At 51.6% G+C, this 16,701-nt stretch carries 13 protein-coding genes; 11 read left to right on the forward strand and 2 right to left on the reverse strand.

The features are described 5' to 3' along the window. Positions 1-12: 12 nt before the first annotated feature. The 11 genes from C5O22_RS00465 to C5O22_RS00515 all read left to right on the forward strand — a co-directional run bounded on the left by C5O22_RS00465 (position 13) and on the right by C5O22_RS00515 (position 14,053). Positions 13-1,935 (forward strand): PP2C family protein-serine/threonine phosphatase, encoded by a 1,923-nt coding sequence (locus C5O22_RS00465; RefSeq protein WP_132779060.1) that lies wholly within the window; start codon positions 13-15, stop codon positions 1,933-1,935. Between the two features lie 54 nt (positions 1,936-1,989). Beyond that, positions 1,990-3,468: a lyase family protein gene (locus C5O22_RS00470; RefSeq protein WP_132779062.1), complete on the forward strand. Its 1,479-nt coding sequence runs from the start codon at positions 1,990-1,992 to the stop codon at positions 3,466-3,468. A gap of 16 nt (positions 3,469-3,484) precedes the next feature. After that, entirely contained in the window at positions 3,485-4,921 is a 1,437-nt protein-coding gene (gene guaB, locus C5O22_RS00475; protein ID WP_132779064.1) for an IMP dehydrogenase, read from the forward strand. 129 nt (positions 4,922-5,050) lie between these two features. Further along, positions 5,051-6,277 (forward strand): adenylosuccinate synthase, encoded by a 1,227-nt coding sequence (purA, locus tag C5O22_RS00480; RefSeq protein WP_132779066.1) that lies wholly within the window; start codon positions 5,051-5,053, stop codon positions 6,275-6,277. Then, positions 6,265-7,854 carry a glutamine-hydrolyzing GMP synthase gene (gene guaA, locus C5O22_RS00485; RefSeq protein WP_132779068.1) on the forward strand — a complete coding sequence of 530 codons (1,590 nt, stop codon included), beginning with the start codon at positions 6,265-6,267 and terminating at the stop codon, positions 7,852-7,854. Before purA ends, guaA begins: the two co-directional genes overlap by 13 nt. Before the next feature lie 334 nt (positions 7,855-8,188). After that, the gene (locus tag C5O22_RS00490) at positions 8,189-8,764 is read left to right on the forward strand and encodes a helix-turn-helix domain-containing protein (protein WP_132779070.1); all 576 of its coding nucleotides are present in this window, start codon (positions 8,189-8,191) and stop codon (positions 8,762-8,764) included. Positions 8,765-8,767: 3 nt separating this feature from the next. After that, positions 8,768-10,087 carry a 3-isopropylmalate dehydratase large subunit gene (locus tag C5O22_RS00495; RefSeq protein WP_132779072.1) on the forward strand — a complete coding sequence of 440 codons (1,320 nt, stop codon included), beginning with the start codon at positions 8,768-8,770 and terminating at the stop codon, positions 10,085-10,087. 64 nt (positions 10,088-10,151) lie between these two features. Continuing rightward, complete coding sequence (locus C5O22_RS00500; protein ID WP_132779074.1) at positions 10,152-10,676, forward strand: 3-isopropylmalate dehydratase small subunit; 525 nt, start codon at positions 10,152-10,154, stop codon at positions 10,674-10,676. Positions 10,677-10,778: 102 nt separating this feature from the next. Continuing rightward, entirely contained in the window at positions 10,779-11,543 is a 765-nt protein-coding gene (locus tag C5O22_RS00505) for a DUF554 domain-containing protein (protein ID WP_132779076.1), read from the forward strand. A gap of 80 nt (positions 11,544-11,623) precedes the next feature. After that, complete coding sequence (locus C5O22_RS00510; RefSeq protein WP_132779078.1) at positions 11,624-12,745, forward strand: ABC transporter ATP-binding protein; 1,122 nt, start codon at positions 11,624-11,626, stop codon at positions 12,743-12,745. Between the two features lie 273 nt (positions 12,746-13,018). Next, positions 13,019-14,053: a sigma-70 family RNA polymerase sigma factor gene (locus C5O22_RS00515; RefSeq protein WP_486389483.1), complete on the forward strand. Its 1,035-nt coding sequence runs from the start codon at positions 13,019-13,021 to the stop codon at positions 14,051-14,053. A gap of 14 nt (positions 14,054-14,067) precedes the next feature. On the opposite strand, the gene C5O22_RS00520 is transcribed toward C5O22_RS00515, so the two are convergent. Beyond that, on the reverse strand, positions 14,068-14,718 hold the full coding sequence (locus C5O22_RS00520; RefSeq protein ID WP_207895318.1) for a 3'-5' exonuclease: 651 nt from the start codon (positions 14,716-14,718) through the stop codon (positions 14,068-14,070). Positions 14,719-14,798: 80 nt separating this feature from the next. Then, positions 14,799-16,568, reverse strand: a complete 1,770-nt coding sequence (locus C5O22_RS00525) for a phospho-sugar mutase (RefSeq protein WP_132779083.1) — start codon at positions 16,566-16,568, stop codon at positions 14,799-14,801. Between the last annotated feature and the right edge of the window lie 133 nt (positions 16,569-16,701).

Consider the following 16,701-nt stretch of genomic DNA (forward strand, 5'->3'; position numbering starts at 1 on the left):
CGAGGAGAGGGTATGCTTGACTGGATAGTAGTAGGGACCTTCGCGATTCTGCGGAGCCTCATAGGATACAGTACCGGCTATGGGCAGCCTGAGTTTTCTTTTGCTTTTCTGATGTTGGCCCTTATTTCTTTTTTGGTAGTCCTGAGGGCAACCTTCTGGCCCAGCCAAAAGAAGCCGGGATGTTCTCCAAAGAATTCCGTCAACATACTCTCCCTTACTTCTCTTGGGGGGTGGGTGGCGCTCTCTTTTTTGTTTTTCATAGAATCCATCGTTCTTAAACAGGAAGTGCCCGCCGTGTGGGCCCTCCTTGTACTTGCCCCCCTTGTGGTAAGTCCCTGCGAAGCTTCGCCCCGGCCGCTCTTTGCGGCGACGCTTCCTGCCCTCTGTGCGGTGGCTGAGATGAGCGGCGCCTTTGTCGGCGGGGCCTTTCGAGTTACTTCGCTTTTTTCTCTTGTGGGGTCGGTGGGTATGGGGGCGCTTACCCGTTTCCAGGGACAAAAAAAGCGCCTTACCCTGGAAGAGGCCTTACGGGCACAAAAAGAACGGGAGCGGGCCCTGGTTTCTTTACGGGATGCGGAGGTGGAGGTGGCTGCCCGCATTCAGCGTTCCCTCCTTATCGATAGCATTGAAAAGGATTTTCAGGTTAAGGACATTCGGCTGGAAGCGATTACCGTAGCCTCCAATGCGGTGGACGGGGATTTTTATGGAATTATCCCTTACAGTTCCCGAAAACTGGATCTTTTGATTGGGGATGTGATGGGAAAGGGTATTCCCGCTGCACTGGTGGGGGCTGCCTTAAAAGGGGCGTTCTTGAGGAACGCCTTGCAGCTTATCGTGGCAAACCCCACTAAGCTTCCCGAACCGGCGGCCCTGGTAGAGGCGGTTCATCGGGCTTTAGTCGATCAATTGATGGATTTGGATAGCTTTGCCACCTTTCAATTTATTCGTTTTGATAGCAGCACCCACCTTTTAGAATTTGTAGACTGTGGACATACTCCTTTTATTCATTACGACAGGGCACTTGCAACCTGTTGGTTTGTTCAGGGCCTTAACCTGCCGATTGGGTTTACCCCTGAGCAGACCTATTGGCCCTTTGTTGTGCCGTTTTTACCGGGAGACCGGATTCTTTTTTATTCTGATGGGGTAAGCGAGGCAAGTAATGAGCGGCATCAGAGTTTCGGAGAACAGCGCCTTGCGGATATTGTGCAACAGAATGCGTTTCTTGACCCCCGGGAAATGGTGCGCCGCATCCTGAATACGGCGATGTTCTTTGCGTCCAACGAGGGGTTTAAGGATGATGTGACCCTCGTGGCGGTGGCCCTTGAACCGGATGAATCTTTTCATAGTTTCCGTTCTTCCCGGGAATTCTCTTGGGAAAGGGAAAGCATAAAGGGAGTAGAGAATTTTATTTTCCAGATTGCAAAGGAGCAGAACCTGAAAAAAATAACCATCCCTCTACAGGCCTTTGCAACCCATATGGTGAACCGTATATTGCAGGAGACAACGGCCTCTTCAAACGAAGAAAAGAAAGCTAACCTTCCTCAAAAAGAGAAAATTGGGCAGGAAGAACTGGAACCCCTGGAAGCAGATGAGAGCGAAGAGGCCCTTATTCCCTACGAGGGGCCGGAAGAAACGTCGGAAAAACTCGAACTTCGGGCTTACCGGGTAGAAATTATGGGCACTGCCCAGTGGGTGAATCTCCGTATCCTGTATTATGGCGCTCCGCTACCCTGGCAGCGAGGAATGGCTGGTCCCTTATTCTACCCTTCTCATGTCACCAAAGGAGAAGTTTCAAATCCCGCCGATCTTGTTTCCCAATCCCAGGAAAAAACGGGACAGACCGAGCGCTATCCTCTGGAAGGTCTTCGTTCCTGGATGGTGTGCTGGGGCATGGGGGGGCTTGCGATGGTACAGGGCCTATTTAAACGAGAATAGGGTTGTTTTTGGTACCCCTTTGACAAAGAACTGCAAAATATGCCATGCTTTCGCATGGACGCACGCAATATTTTTAGAAACCTTTCACCCATCGATCATCGGTATTCCATTTCTGAACAGGATGTTTTTGAAAAGCTCGTTCCCTGGCTTTCGGAAGAAGCCTCTATCCAGGCCTGCGTAAAGGCAGAACTGGCTTTGATCAAGGCCCATCTTTCCGTCCGGGGACAGGCCACGGCGGAACTTCTCTCTGCTTTGGAAAAAGCCGGAAAAGAGGTAGATCCAGAAGCGGTATACCAGGAAGAGGAAATCACCCACCATAACATTCGAGCCCTGGTGAACGTATTAAAACGGGAGGTGCCCTCGGAGGTGGCTCCCCTGGTACACCTGGGGGCTACCAGTGTGGATATCCTTGACACGGCCCTGGCGTATCGAATTAAGGGGGTAACCCAGGAAGTGGTGCTCCCCTTACTGGCAAAGTTGGAGCTTGCCCTTTGTGAACTCGCTGAACGGGAAGCCGAGACTCCCCAGGTCGGTCGAACCCATGGCCAACATGCGGTGCCAATTACCCTAGGCTTTGCCATGGCCGAGTATGTCTCCCGGCTTGGAAAATCAATTCTGGAAATAAAAAAACGGGTCGGGGATCTTAAGGGAAAACTTGCCGGAGCCGTCGGCGCCTACAACGCCACGAGTATGATCGTTCGGGATCCGGAAGAACTGGAGCGACGTTACCTTGCGGAGTTAGGCCTTGAACCCTCAGAGCATTCCACTCAACTGGTGGAACCTGAATACCTGTTGCGGCTGCTTCTGGAATTCAATGTGGCCTTTGGGATTATTGCGAATCTGGCGGATGATGTTCGGCACCTGCAGCGAAGCGAAATCGGAGAGTTGCGGGAGAATTTTGCGGGTACCCAGGTTGGTTCTAGTACGATGCCCCAAAAACGGAATCCCTGGAACTCGGAACATGTAAAAAGTTTATGGAAAGCCTTCTGTCCCCGGGTGCTTACCTTCTTTATGGATCAGATCAGCGAACACCAGCGGGATCTCACGAACTCTGCGAGCCAGCGCTTTATCGCCGACTATATTGCGGGGTTCTGTCAGGCCATACACCGGATGACGACGGTAATTCAAGGCCTCGGCGTGGATCGGGAGCGGCTCCTGTATAACCTGCGAGGGGGGGCGGCTCTTGGGGCCAGCGCGGAAAGTGAATGGGGCCGCAAAGGAGCAATTGTCGGTGGCGTTCTTGCAGAGCCAGCTTACATTCTGCTTGCGGAAAGTGGCGTTTCCGATGCCCACGAGGTAATCCGGAAAATCACGTTGCAGGCCGAGGAACAGGGGCTGAGCTTTGCCCAGGCCCTGGCAGAGCACCCCGAGGTGCTTCGCCGGATAGGAGAAAAAATGAAGGATCTGGGTCTCGTCGCTTCCGATGCGGAGGTGCTCGCTTTCTTTGAACAGCCGGAACGCTATTGTGGTCTTGCCTCCCGTAAGGCGAAGACCCTCGCCCAGAAGTATCGGTCCCTTATGGAATCGCTCTAAGAGGAGGAAGGAATCTATGTTTCAGGAAGCCTATTCATATGATGATGTGTTATTAGTCCCGGGATATTCGGAGGTACTTCCCCGGGAGTGTGATGTTCGTACTCGTCTCTGTGCGGATATTACCCTGAATGTGCCCATCATGTCCGCCGCCATGGATACGGTTACGGAGGAACGGCTGGCCATTGCAATCGCCCTGGAAGGGGGGACGGGAGTCATCCACCGGAACCTGAAACCGGAGGTCCAGGCGCAACAGGTGGCCAACGTGAAGCGCTTCCTCAATTGGATTATCGATGATCCCGTCACCGTGGAGGTGGGCACCAGTGTCCGGGATGTAAAGCGATTGATGGACGAGCGGCGGGTTTCAGGGATGCCTGTGCTGGATCGGGAGGGGCGTCTGGTCGGCATTATCACCGGACGGGACCTGCGGTTTTGTCGGGATGAATCGCTTCTTGTGGAACAGGTAATGACAAAAAACCCTGTGCTGGAAGAGGGCTCTCCTTCGGTAGCCAGTGCCCGGGAAAAATTTGATAAACACCGGATCGAAAAATTACCAGTTGTCGATAAGGATGGGAAGCTTACCGGTCTTATCACGGTAAAGGATATGGAAAAACATGAGCGTTATCCCCGGGCTGCTCTGGATAAGTACGGACGCCTGGTGGTGGGTGCCGCCGTGTCTCCCCAGGATTACGATGTACGGCTTCCCCTGCTTAAGGCTGCCCGGGTTGACTTTGTCGTCCTGGATACGGCCCACGGCGATTCTCGGTCAGTACTGGAAGCTATCCGGGCCATAAAAGAAAAGTACCAGCTTCCTGTCATTGGGGGCAACGTAGCAACCCGGGAAGGGACCCGCCACCTTATCGAAGCAGGGGCCGATGCGGTTAAGGTAGGCATCGGACCCGGCTCTATCTGTACCACCCGAATTGTGGCTGGCGTAGGGGTGCCCCAGTTTACGGCGGTGTGGGAATGTGCCGAGGAAGCGACGCCCTACAACATTCCTATTATCGCAGACGGAGGTATCAAATTTTCAGGGGATATCACCAAAGCTATTGCGGCGGGGGCGTCGGTGGTGATGATTGGAAACCTCTTTGCGGGCCTTAAGGAGGCCCCGGGCCGGGAAATCATCTATGATGGCCGGATTTATAAGGAATACCGGGGTATGGGAAGCCTGGGGGCCATTCAGGATGGTTCTGGCGATCGATACCAAATCGGAAAAGATGAAACCCCTGTTCCGGAGGGCATCGAAGGCCGGGTTCCCTACAAGGGGGAACTGCGGAATTTCCTGCATCAGCTTGTGGCGGGTCTTAAGAAAGGGATGGGGTACTGCGGCTGTGCCTCAATAGAAGAGTTGAAGAAATACAAGAAATTCGTTAAGATCACCGCCGCGGGCCTCCGGGAAAGTCATGCCCACGATGTTACCATCACCCAAGAGGCCCCCAACTATACCCGGTTATAAACCCACGTTCCTGCACCTCAGCCCTATTTCACAGGCCGGTATAGACCGGCAGGAGCCCAGGTGTAAGGACCGTTGGTTTGTGTCCCCGGTTTGTAATAACCGGGAACCATACCTCTGTAAGGAGTAGCCATGAACGTCGTGGTCATCGGAGCCCAATGGGGTGATGAAGGAAAGGGCAAAATGGTCGATTATCTTGCCCGGGAAGCCCAGATTATTATCCGTTATTCAGGTGGGGCAAATGCGGGGCATACCATCGTTATAGGAACCGAACAGTATGCGCTGCACCTTATTCCTTCGGGAATCCTGTATCCTGACAAAATTGTTATCCTGGGAGCAGGGATGGTCATCGACCCTACGGCACTCTTTGCAGAACTGGAGATGCTCAAGAGCCGGGGCATCGATACGTCGGGGCGGGTGTTCATTTCCGATCGGGCCCACCTGGTGTTGCCCCGGTACATCGAAATTGATAAACAACGGGATAAGGCCAGAAAAAAGCCGATTGGTACCACGGGACGGGGAATCGGTATCACCTATGCCATGAAGGCCGAACGGGATGGTATCCGCATCGCCGATCTGGATTGGAAAGAGAAGATGGATGAACTTGAAGAGGAAGATCGGAAGTTCCTTGCCCCCTATGTGGATGCCCTTAAAGCGATGGCCATCGATCTTCCTTCGTTTTTGGCCTCCCATAAAAACGCCCAGATCCTCTTTGAAGGTGCCCAGGGAACCCTCTTAGACCTTGACCTGGGAACCTATCCCTATGTTTCGAGCGGGATGTCCTGTGCGGCGGGGGCCGCCATTGGGGGGTGCGTTGGTCCTCGTGCTCTCGATAAGGTACTGGGGGTCTTTAAGGCCTATTCTACCCGGGTAGGAAATGGTCCCTTCCCGAGCGAATTCGATCCTCAATCGGAAGGGGAACTGGAACGTTTTGTTCGTGAAACGGGCCGGGAATACGGGGTTACCACCGGCCGACCCCGTCGGTGCGGTTATCTGGACCTGGTGGCCCTCCGGTATGCCTGCCGCACCAATTCCATCGATTCCCTTATCATGACTCACCTGGATGTGTACGACACCATGGAAGAAATAAAGGCCTGCGTGGCCTATCGGATAGGAGAAAAAGTGGTGGAAGATTTCCCCGCCTCTATCGAGGCCCTCAGTATGGCCAAGCCTATCCTCCGGAGTTTCCCGGGCTGGAAAAAATCCCTGAAATCGGTGCGAACCTATCGGGAACTTCCTGCCCAGGCTCGGGAATATATCGAATTTATCGAACGATATTGTGAAACCCCTGTCAGCATCGTTTCGGTGGGGTACGAACGGGAAGAAACCATTATCAGGACGAGTCCGTGGACAAAATAGTTATCCTTGATTTTGGAAGTCAAACAACCCAGCTCATTGGGCGACGTATTCGGGAGTGGGGGGTGTATACCGAAATTTACCCCGGCGATAGCCCCTTGACGGAAGAACTGTTGCATGAGTGCCGGGGTATCATCCTTTCGGGAAGCCCCTTTTCGGTGTACGAAAAAGATGCTCCCCGTCCCGATCCCCGGCTTTACTCCCTGGGGTTCCCCTTGCTGGGTATTTGTTATGGGCTTCAGCGGATGACCGCCGACTTGGGCGGCCGGGTAGAGGCCCTTCCAGAACGAGAATACGGGGCGGTGCGGGTAACCCTGGCATCCAATCTTGACTGGTCCGCTGTTCACCCGGCCGCCCGGGCGCTTCTTTCTCCCCTTATAGAATCCGGCACCTTCACCGCCTGGATGAGCCATGGAGACTCCCTTTCGAGCCTTGCCCCGGGTTTTGTGGAGCTTGCCACCAGTAGTCATGGGTTCCCCGCCATTGTGGCCCATGGGCAAAACCCCTGGTTTGGGTTTCAGTTCCATCCGGAAGTTACCCACTGTGAAAAGGGCTTTGAACTATTGCGTTCCTTTGCCCTCGAGGTCTGTGGGGCAAAACCCCAGTGGTCCATGGCCCAGTATGTGGAAGAGGTGCGGCAGAACCTGGCCCGCCGGGTCGGGAAAGAACCGGTGCTCCTCCTTATCTCTGGCGGGGTCGATTCTACCGTTGCGGGGGCCCTCCTGTTAAAAACCCTGGATCCTGGCCAGGTTCACCTGATGTACTTGGACACGGGACTCATGCGCAAGAACGAGACCACCGTGGTTCGGTCCAATCTGGAACGCCTTGGGGCGCAGCACCTTCATATCATTCATTGTGAGGATGAATTCCTTTCTGCCCTGGAGGGGCTCACGGATCCCGAAGAAAAGCGCCGGACCATTGGTGATTTGTTTATATCGATCCAGGAACGGGAGGTGGCCCGGTTAAAACTGCCGGATACCTATTTTCTTGCCCAGGGGACCTTGTACACCGATCTTATCGAAAGCGGTAAGGGGGTAGGGAAAAAGGCCCATGTCATAAAAAGCCATCACAATGTGCGTAGCCCCCTGGTGGAGGCAAAACGGGCGGCCGGTAAAATCATCGAACCCCTGGATCGCCTGTATAAGGACGAAGTACGGGCCCTGGGGCGTCTCTTAGGGGTAAGTGAAGATGTGGTGCGGCGTCATCCTTTCCCGGGACCGGGCCTGGCGGTCCGAATTCTGGGGGAAGTGACCCGCGAAAAATGCGATATTCTCCGAGAAGTGGACGCCATCTACATAGAGGAACTTAAAAAACGGGGACTCTACGATGCCATCTGGCAGGCCTTTGCGGTGTTACTTCCCATTCGATCCGTAGGGGTGGCGGGGGATGTGCGTAAGTATGGCTATGTGGTGGCCCTCAGGGCTATCACCAGCGAAGACGGCATGACCGCCGATGTCTTCCCCTTCCCGATGAAGGATCTGCTGGAGATTTCTACCCTTATTACCAACACCGTTCCGGCGGTGGGGCGGGTAACCTACGATATTTCTTCGAAACCCCCCGCCACCATAGAGTGGGAATGAGCATGGTCAGCAATACCCCCTTGCGAGACTAGATACGCCCCCTCGTTTCTTTGACAAAAAGGAACTGAGAATGCCAGAAGGGGCGCTTACGTGGAGGGACTCGTTTGCCTTTGTTCGTGAAGAGAAAGAAGTCCCTTGCCTCTTTGGGGGATGGGGGGCTTTTGTATGTATCTCCACGGCGCCCATTTTAAAACCTGGTCTATTCTTACCTCAAGTTCTCGGGTCTTCTACCAGGACCCCGCTCCAGGGGTTTTAAAAAAAGAAGCAGGAGATTGACAAGATATAGTTCTTTATCTATACTTTAGATGTTTTAGTAGATATAAAGAAGGGGCTTATGCGGTATCACTTTGGAGAAAAAATTCGGGCTGTCCGGGAGCGGCGATCCATGACGCTTAAGGATGTGGCCGATCGGGCGGGGGTGAGCGAGAGCCTGGTTTCCCAGATTGAACGGAACCGAGTTTCTCCTGCCATTGATACCCTCCTTGCCCTGGTGGATGCCCTCGATATCGACCTGGAATACCTGTTTTCCGATTTCCGTCGAGAACGGGCGGTCCATGTGGTACGGAGTAACGAGCGGGCCATCTTTACCCGACCCGGGGGGGTACGCTATGAACGGCTTGCCCAACTTGAAGGGGCTTCTCAGGGGATGGATGGGATTGAGGCCTACTGTATTACCCTGGAAGAAGGGGCTAAGACGGGTTCTAAAGAGTATGGTCACCGGGGCTTCGAATTGGGCATTATTCTCGAAGGCTCCGCGGATTTGACCATTGGGAACAAGGTGTACCATCTTGAAGCAGGGGATTCGGCGAGTTTTCGATCCGAAGCTCCCCATGTACTTGCCAATGTGGGAACCGGTGTTTTACGGGTTCTCTGGATTATCACTCCTCCGAAAGGAGAAATAGGAGCGTAGCCAATGAGCGGACAACCAAAAACGCTGGTTGAAAAGATATTCGATACCCATTTGATTGATAAGCCCTTTGGGGAAGCCTGGGTGCTTCGTCTGGATATGGTGTTCTGCCATGAGATTACCACACCGGTAGCCATTAATGATTTAGTAAGCCGGGGCATGGATCGGGTGTTTGATCCTACTCGGATAAAGGCGGTGATTGATCATGTGACGCCGGCGAAGGATTCAAAAACCGCCTTACAGGGCAAGATTCTCCGGGACTGGGCCCGCCGCCATGGTATTAAGGACTTTTTTGATGTGGGCCGTAATGGGGTCTGCCATGCCCTTTTCCCCGAAAAGGGCTTTGTTCGTCCTGGATACACCATTATCATGGGAGATAGCCATACCTGTACCCACGGGGCCTTTGGGGCCTTTGCGGCGGGCGTTGGGACTACCGACCTGGAAGTAGGTATTTTAAAAGGGGTTTGCGCCTTTAAACCTCCCCGGACCATGCGCATCAATTTGAATGGGAAGCTTGCCCCCGATGTAAGCGCCAAGGACGTGATTTTAACGGTAATTGCTACCATTGGTGTGGCGGGGGCCACCGATCGGGTAATGGAGTTTGGGGGGCCGGTTGTAGATGCCCTGAGCATGGAAGGCCGGATGACCCTCTGTAATATGGCGGTGGAGGCGGGGGCCACAAGCGGTATCTGCATGCCCGATATGACTACCGTAGAGTACCTCTGGCCATTTATCGGTCCCGAAGGAGAGGCCCGCTATGGTACGAAAGAAGAGGCCCTGGAGGACTTTAAAAAGTGGTGGTCCGATCCCGATGCTTCCTATGAGTCGGTTATAGATATCGATTGTTCTACGATTCGACCCCTTTCTACTGTGGGATATAAGCCCGACCAGGTGGTGCCAATCGAAAAGATGGAAAAGATTTGGGTTGATCAAGTATATATTGGGTCCTGTACTAATGGCCGTATCGAAGATCTTCGGGAGGCCGCCCGGGTCCTTAAGGGGCGAAAGATAGCGGATACCGTGCGGGGAATTGTGTCTCCCGCAACTCCGGCGGTGTATGCCCAGGCCTTGCAGGAGGGGATCATCCAGATTTTTATGGATGCGGGATTCTGTGTCACCAATCCTACCTGCGGGGCCTGTCTGGGAATGTCTAACGGGGTTCTCGCAGAAGGAGAGGTTTGCGCTTCTACCACCAATCGGAATTTTTATGGCCGCATGGGAAAGGGAGGCATGGTGCATCTCATGAGTCCTGCCAATGCGGCGGCCACGGCGATTGCGGGGTATATTACCACTCCAGAAGCGCTGGGTATAACGTCTAAGGTGTAAAAAGAACAGAGCATCCTGGTTTTTAGCGTTAGTAGATATTGAAGAGTATGGGAAGGAGTTAACCATGAAACAATTTGGTGGTCCCCTGTTGTTTTTAAATAGAAGCGATATCAATACGGATGAGATTATTCCCGCCAAGTACCTCACCGAAATTTCCAAAGAGGCCCTGAAGCCCTATTGCCTTGAGGATCTTAAACTGCCCGATTTTAATCCAAAAACCGATGTGCCGGGAAAAGCGGCTATCCTTACCCGGGCCAATTTTGGATGCGGGAGTAGCCGTGAACATGCCCCCTGGGCCCTTGAGGTAAACGGCATTAACGTGGTGGTGGCCGAAAGTTTTGCCCGTATTTTCCGTCAGAACATGTACAATTGTGGGCTGCTGGCCATCGAACTTCCTGCCAGTACTATTGAGGACCTTTTTAAAACCTTTTATGGCAAACCTACCACCCTGAAGGTTGATATAGAACAGGGCCGTCTTACCTTTCTTTCTGAGGGTGTTTCAAAAGAAGTTAGTTTTACCCTGAGCGATTTTGAACGGGCCCTGGTCAAGGCCGGTGGATGGGTCCAATTCGCGGCCGAGCGCTATTAAAAAGGTATTCCCGTAACCCACAGAGGCGACTGGAACTGCGGTCCCAGAGCAAAGAGGGCGAGCGTGTAAGAGGGAAAAGCCATTTTTTGCAGGAGGATGCCTATGTTTGCGACCATTGTGAACTGTGTAGCGGTATTGGTGGGAGCCCTGTTGGGACTTCTTATAGGACAACGGATTTCTGAATCCTATAAACGGGTGGTGTTCGATGGCATTGGTATTATTACCCTCGTAATAGGCCTTTCTATGGCCCTTCCCAGTCAGCGGATCGTATACCTTGCCCTCTCGCTGATTATCGGTGGCCTGCTTGGAACTGCCTGGGACGTGGATGGGGCCATTCTCCGATTAGGGCAACACCTTGAAAAATGGACATTGAAACGCCATCGTTCTAAAAATGGGGTATCCTCTTCTGATGCGGCCCCACCAGAGGGAAGCAAAGATTTTGGACATGCCTTTTTAAATGCCTCCGTCCTTTTTTGTGTGGGGGCTATGGCCCTGGTAGGCTCTTTTAAGGCCGGTACCGAGGGAGATTATACCCTTATCCTTACCAAGTCCGTCATGGATGGTTTCATGGCTATCCTAATGACGGCCGCTCTGGGAATTGGCGTTGCCTTTTCGGCCTTGCCAATCCTGGTATACCAGGGCCTTCTTACCTTACTTGCAGGCTCGGTGAAACCCTTTGTGAGTTCCCTCATGCTTTCGGAGTTAAGTGGAGTGGGTGGCGCCATGGTGATGATGATAGGGCTTAACTTGCTTTCTCTTAAGACCATAAAGACCGCTAACTTTTTACCGGCCCTCCTGGTAGTAGTGGGGCTGGTATTGTTAGATCCTCTGGTGATTCAGTTTGCCCATCTTGTGGGTATTGGTTGACAAATCCAGAATTCACCCTTACACTAGTAATGTCTGGGGCTTTCCAGACTCTAATAAGATAACCCTATAGGGGAGGTTTTATGGCTAAGGTAGAGCTTAAGGGTGTAAGCAAGGTCTACGAAGGCAATGTCCGCGCCGTAGACAATGCGAACATCACGGTAAACGACAAAGAATTTGTGGTCTTTGTTGGTCCCTCGGGATGCGGTAAATCAACGACACTCCGGATGATTGCAGGGTTGGAAGATATTACCGAAGGGGAACTGTACATCGATGGGGAACTGATGAACGATGTACCCCCCAAGGATCGGAATATTGCCATGGTATTCCAGAACTACGCCCTGTATCCCCACATGACCGTGTATGATAACATGGCATTTGGTTTACGGATTAAGAAGGTGGATAAGGCCGAAATCGATCGGCGGGTCCATGAAGCGGCTCGAATCCTGGACATCGAAAAGTTCCTGGATCGGAAACCGAAGGCCCTTTCTGGTGGTCAACGGCAACGTGTGGCGGTAGGACGGGCTATCGTTCGGAACCCGAAGGTCTTCCTTTTTGATGAGCCCCTTTCTAACCTGGATGCTAAGCTCCGGGTACAGATGCGGGCTGAGCTTTCGGATCTGCACCTTCGTCTGAATGCCACAATGATTTACGTTACCCACGACCAGGTAGAAGCCATGACCATGGCAAGCAAGATTGTGGTTATGAAGGATGGAAAGATCCAGCAGATTGGGTCCCCCCTCTATCTCTATAACCATCCTATTAACAAGTTTGTTGCGGGGTTCATTGGTTCGCCTCCTATGAACTTCCTCAGTGTGAAGGTGCTGGAAAAGAATGGTTCGATTATCCTTGATGAAGGGTCTTTCGAAGTAAAGCCGATGGACGAGCACGTGAAGTATCTTAAAAAATATGTGGGTAAAGAAATATTCTTTGGGATCCGCCCGGAGGATCTTACCTACGTGGAAAGCCCAGCAGCATCTAACAATATCCCCGTTAAAATAACGGTGGTAGAACCCCTGGGGGCGGATATTCATCTCTGGCTTACCACTAAGACCCAGCCCCTCGTAGCTCGCACCGAGCCCCATCATACCTTCCATGTAGGAGATCAGGTGAACTTTGTTCCCCATATGGAAAAGGCCCACTACTTTGATAAGGATACGGAACTTTCCATCTTGGCAGAAATTGAACAGGAGCCTCAGCAATAATAAAAGCCCGGGAAAAGGGTGCTTTTTATAGGAGAAGTAAGGGCTACCCCGAAGGGTAGCCCTTTTTGTTGATCCAGGGCTGATAAATCCATTCTTGTGAAAAACTTTGTTTTAAAAGGAGGGGGTTTTTTCCCCCCCCATTTTAAATTATAGAAAAAAATGGAAGAGAGGCCTTATCTTAAATCTGTTTAAACAAATGATGAATTTTTTGTAAAACACGTAAAAATAATTTGAATTCTTAATTTGAAGTGCTATATTTGTAGTACTATGAGCATGGACGCGGAACAACTACGAACCCATCGGATGGGGACAGAACGGTTTGAGGTTAAAAAGACAACAAAGAAAAAAATAGCTAATTCTTTACATGGAAATCAAAAAAAGAACAAGACCATAAAGGAAGCGGATCCCCTGGCCATGTACCTAAAACAAATTTCCCGTTATCCCCTGCTTTCTATGCAGGATGAGCAGATGATAGGGGAAAAAATTGTTACCCTGCGAAAAAAGATAGAAGACCTAGATCGCCAGTATGCAGGGGATCCTCAGAATGAAGCCTACCGAAAAGAACGGGCTACTCTAGAAGCTTCCTTACGGTCTTATAAAAACAAGATGATAAATTCAAACCTACGGCTGGTGGTTTCTATCGCCAAGAATTATCAGCACCGAGGGCTTTCTCTTCTCGATCTTATTGATGAAGGCAATATAGGTCTTATAGAGGCGGTGGAGCGCTTTGATTATACCCGGGGCTGTCGTTTTTCTACCTATGGAACCTGGTGGATCCGACAGGCTATTATTAAGAGTCTTGCCGACAAGGGACGGGTGATCCGCATCCCTATCCACATGCTGAATACGATCAAGAAGTGCTTTTATGTGGCAAAACAATTAACCCAGGACCTTGGGAGAGATCCCAGCGAAACGGAACTTTCCGAGTATATGGGGGTGTCGTCCCATAAGGTAAAGGAAATCATGGCCCTTTCTCAGGAAACTACCAGTTTGGATACCACCGTGGATGACGAAAACATTACCCGCCTCTCTGATCTTATCAAAGATGAAACCAATGAGGATCCCTTTGATACGGTATTTTCCATGGCCTTGCAGGAAACCCTGGAGGGGGTGCTGTCCCATCTTTCGGAGCGGGAAGTAAAGATTATAAAACTTCGTTTTGGCCTTACCGGGGAAGGGCCCCTTACCCTTGAAGAAACGGGAAAAATTTTAGGCATAACCCGAGAACGGGTACGACAGATCCAGGAAAAGGCTATTATGAAGCTCCGTAACCTTAAACAGTTAAACGATTTTGTTGAACGGGTATAGTCTTCGTCCGCTCTTTACAGTCGTTTGAGGCAGATAAGAAAGAGTTCCATGCAGAGGCGGGCGTCGTCTTCGGCCCGATGGGCCTCTTTTGCTACCAGGCCAAGACTGGCCGCGAGTTCCTGGAGGTTATAGCGACTCTGGTTGGGAAAAAGCTCCTTTGCAAGGATCCGGGTATCTACAATGGCATGGGGGAGCACTGTGTAAGGGGGATGCCACAGGGATCTTTTGGGAGCATCAGAGGAAAAGTCTGCGGGAGAAGGGGTGTTTTTCTCTTCCGGTGAGAATAAGAGCTCTTCCTGCGATGATCTTTGACGTTGCGCTTCCTGGGCAATTCGTTCTAATTCCCCTTGAATGAAGGAAACATCGAAGGGAGCATTGTGGGCTACCAGAATACCCCCTTCGATAAAACGAAGAAAATCAGGCAATACTTCTACTGCCGTGGGTTTCCCTTCCAGCATGGCATCGGTGATGCCGTTGACCTTGCCTGCTTCTTCGGGCATGGGAATGCCCGGGTAGATCAATGTGGAAAAGCGGGAGATAATTCCCCGTTCATCAAATTTTACGGCCCCGATTTCTACGATCCGATCTTGCTTTGGGTCTAATCCGGTGGTTTCGGTATCGAAGGCGATACAGACTTGCTTCCACCGGCCCTGCGTCTGGTCCAGTGAGGGGGAAAAAGCCTCCCCAGCTTTCGTTAGTTCTGGGGAAGCAAAAAGCTGCCCTTTGAGCCAATCGTAGGTGCCCACTAATTACCTATCACTTTTCGGATATCTGCTTCGATAGCCGCTAGTTTAGTTGTAACCGTCACCCGAGCGGCTTCAAGATTTCCATTTTCCACGGGAGCGCAGCAGCTGGCGTAAAATTTTATTTTGGGTTCGGTACCACTGGGTCTGGCACTGACGATAGTCCCATCTTCCAGGAAAAACTGAAGCACATTACTTTTGGGTAAGTCCACAGGGTCGGTTTTCCCCGGTTGATCCGGGTATTTCCATACCGATTCCTGAATATCCCGAACTTTACTCACCCGTATTCCTCCCAGGGTTTGGGGCGGATTCTTTCGATACTCTGCCATGATTCCTGCCATGATTGCAGGTCCCTGGGGGCCTTCAAAGTATTTGGAGATTCCGATTTCTTGCCAGTAGCCGTGTTCCCTGTAGAGTTCCTGGAGACGATCCAGCAGGCTTTTCCCTTTGCTGCGCCAGTAGAGGGTCATCTCCGCCGTAAGGGCCGCAGCGGAAACCCCATCTTTATCCCGGACCTCTGGCTCGATAAGGTATCCGTAACTTTCTTCGGTTCCAAAAACCACGGTGTATCCCTGGCCATCGGTTTCGGTTTTGCGCCAGATATCGGCAATCCATTTAAAACCGGTAAGACATTCAAAGCAAACGGCGCCGTAACTTTCGGCCACCCGTTTTTGCATTCCCGTGGTCACGATAGAATTGATCATGGCAGGTTTGGGCGGCATTTTCCCCAATTCTTTTAGGGAGAGGAAAATATAATCTGCTAACAGGGTACCTAATTGGTTTCCTGTTACCAGTACAAAACTCCCATTTTTGTCGGGAACCGCTATGCCAAGCCGGTCTGCATCAGGATCTGTGGCCATAACCACATCGGCCTTAACCTTTTTTCCCAACTCAAGGGCCATGGTAAGGGCCGCCGCTTCTTCGGGGTTAGGGTAGGCGACGGTGGGAAAATTCCCATCCGGTTCCCGTTGCTCAGGTACGGTGATCACCTGTAGACCAAGACTTCCCAGCACTGCTTCGACATGCAGGGCTCCCGTTCCATGGAGGGGAGTATACACAATTTTTACTTCCCTGGCTTTTTCTTTAATAAGCTGAGGCCGGAAGAGGTGACGCCGTATCATATCCTGATAAGGCTCATCTATTTCTTTGTCAATTATGGAGATGAGTCCTTGAGAAAGGGCTTCGTCTTTATCGAGTTCCCGAATGGTGGTCACCTGGTTTACTTCGTTGATGATCCCCACGTCATGGGGGGGGATAACCTGAGCCCCGTCATTCCAGTAGGCCTTATATCCATTATATTGGGGGGGGTTGTGGCTCGCGGTGATCACCACCCCTGTATCACAATGGAGGGTGCGGATTGCGAAGGAAAGTTCCGGTGTAGGACGAAGGGAAGAAAAAACGTAGGTTTTTATGGCATTCCCCGCAAGAACACAGGCGGTTGCCTCGGCAAACTCTTTAGAGTAGCGCCGACTGTCATAGGCGATAACCGCCGAAAGTTTCCCTGCCCGGTGTTTTTCAGGGAACGTTTTGATAAGGTAGTTTGCAAGCCCCTGGGTAGCCCGTTTTACCACATAGGAATTCATCCGATTAAATCCACCGCCGATGATACCCCGCAGTCCTCCGGTTCCAAACTCAAGATCCCGATAAAACCGGTCTTCCAGCTCTTTCCAGTCTTCTCTTTTTAAAAGATCCTCTACTTCTTGCCGAAAGCGGCTGTCCTGTTCCTCTTGAAGATAGCGGTGGGCCTTCTTTTTTATTTCTTCCTTATCCATAGAATTCCTCCGTTTCCAGTTGGGTAGTAGTATAAAAGGAAAAGGGCAGGGGACGCAAGCCATGGGAACCACCTTTTTATTTTCAGAATATTTATTACAAAATAGGGTTTTTTGTTAAAGAACGGCTTGCATA

The organism is Treponema sp. J25 (genome assembly GCF_004343725.1).
Taxonomy (GTDB): domain Bacteria; phylum Spirochaetota; class Spirochaetia; order Treponematales; family Breznakiellaceae; genus J25.

Coding starts and splice junctions, on each gene's coding strand:
- C5O22_RS00465 (WP_132779060.1), top strand. CDS start 13: ATGCTTGACTGGATAGTAGTAGGGACCTTCGCGATTCTGCGGAGCCTC.
- C5O22_RS00470 (WP_132779062.1), top strand. CDS start 1,990: ATGGACGCACGCAATATTTTTAGAAACCTTTCACCCATCGATCATCGG.
- guaB (WP_132779064.1), top strand. CDS start 3,485: ATGTTTCAGGAAGCCTATTCATATGATGATGTGTTATTAGTCCCGGGA.
- purA (WP_132779066.1), top strand. CDS start 5,051: ATGAACGTCGTGGTCATCGGAGCCCAATGGGGTGATGAAGGAAAGGGC.
- C5O22_RS00490 (WP_132779070.1), top strand. CDS start 8,189: ATGCGGTATCACTTTGGAGAAAAAATTCGGGCTGTCCGGGAGCGGCGA.
- C5O22_RS00495 (WP_132779072.1), top strand. CDS start 8,768: ATGAGCGGACAACCAAAAACGCTGGTTGAAAAGATATTCGATACCCAT.
- C5O22_RS00500 (WP_132779074.1), top strand. CDS start 10,152: ATGAAACAATTTGGTGGTCCCCTGTTGTTTTTAAATAGAAGCGATATC.
- C5O22_RS00505 (WP_132779076.1), top strand. CDS start 10,779: ATGTTTGCGACCATTGTGAACTGTGTAGCGGTATTGGTGGGAGCCCTG.
- C5O22_RS00510 (WP_132779078.1), top strand. CDS start 11,624: ATGGCTAAGGTAGAGCTTAAGGGTGTAAGCAAGGTCTACGAAGGCAAT.
- C5O22_RS00515 (WP_486389483.1), top strand. CDS start 13,019: ATGGACGCGGAACAACTACGAACCCATCGGATGGGGACAGAACGGTTT.
- C5O22_RS00525 (WP_132779083.1), bottom strand. CDS start 16,568: ATGGATAAGGAAGAAATAAAAAAGAAGGCCCACCGCTATCTTCAAGAG.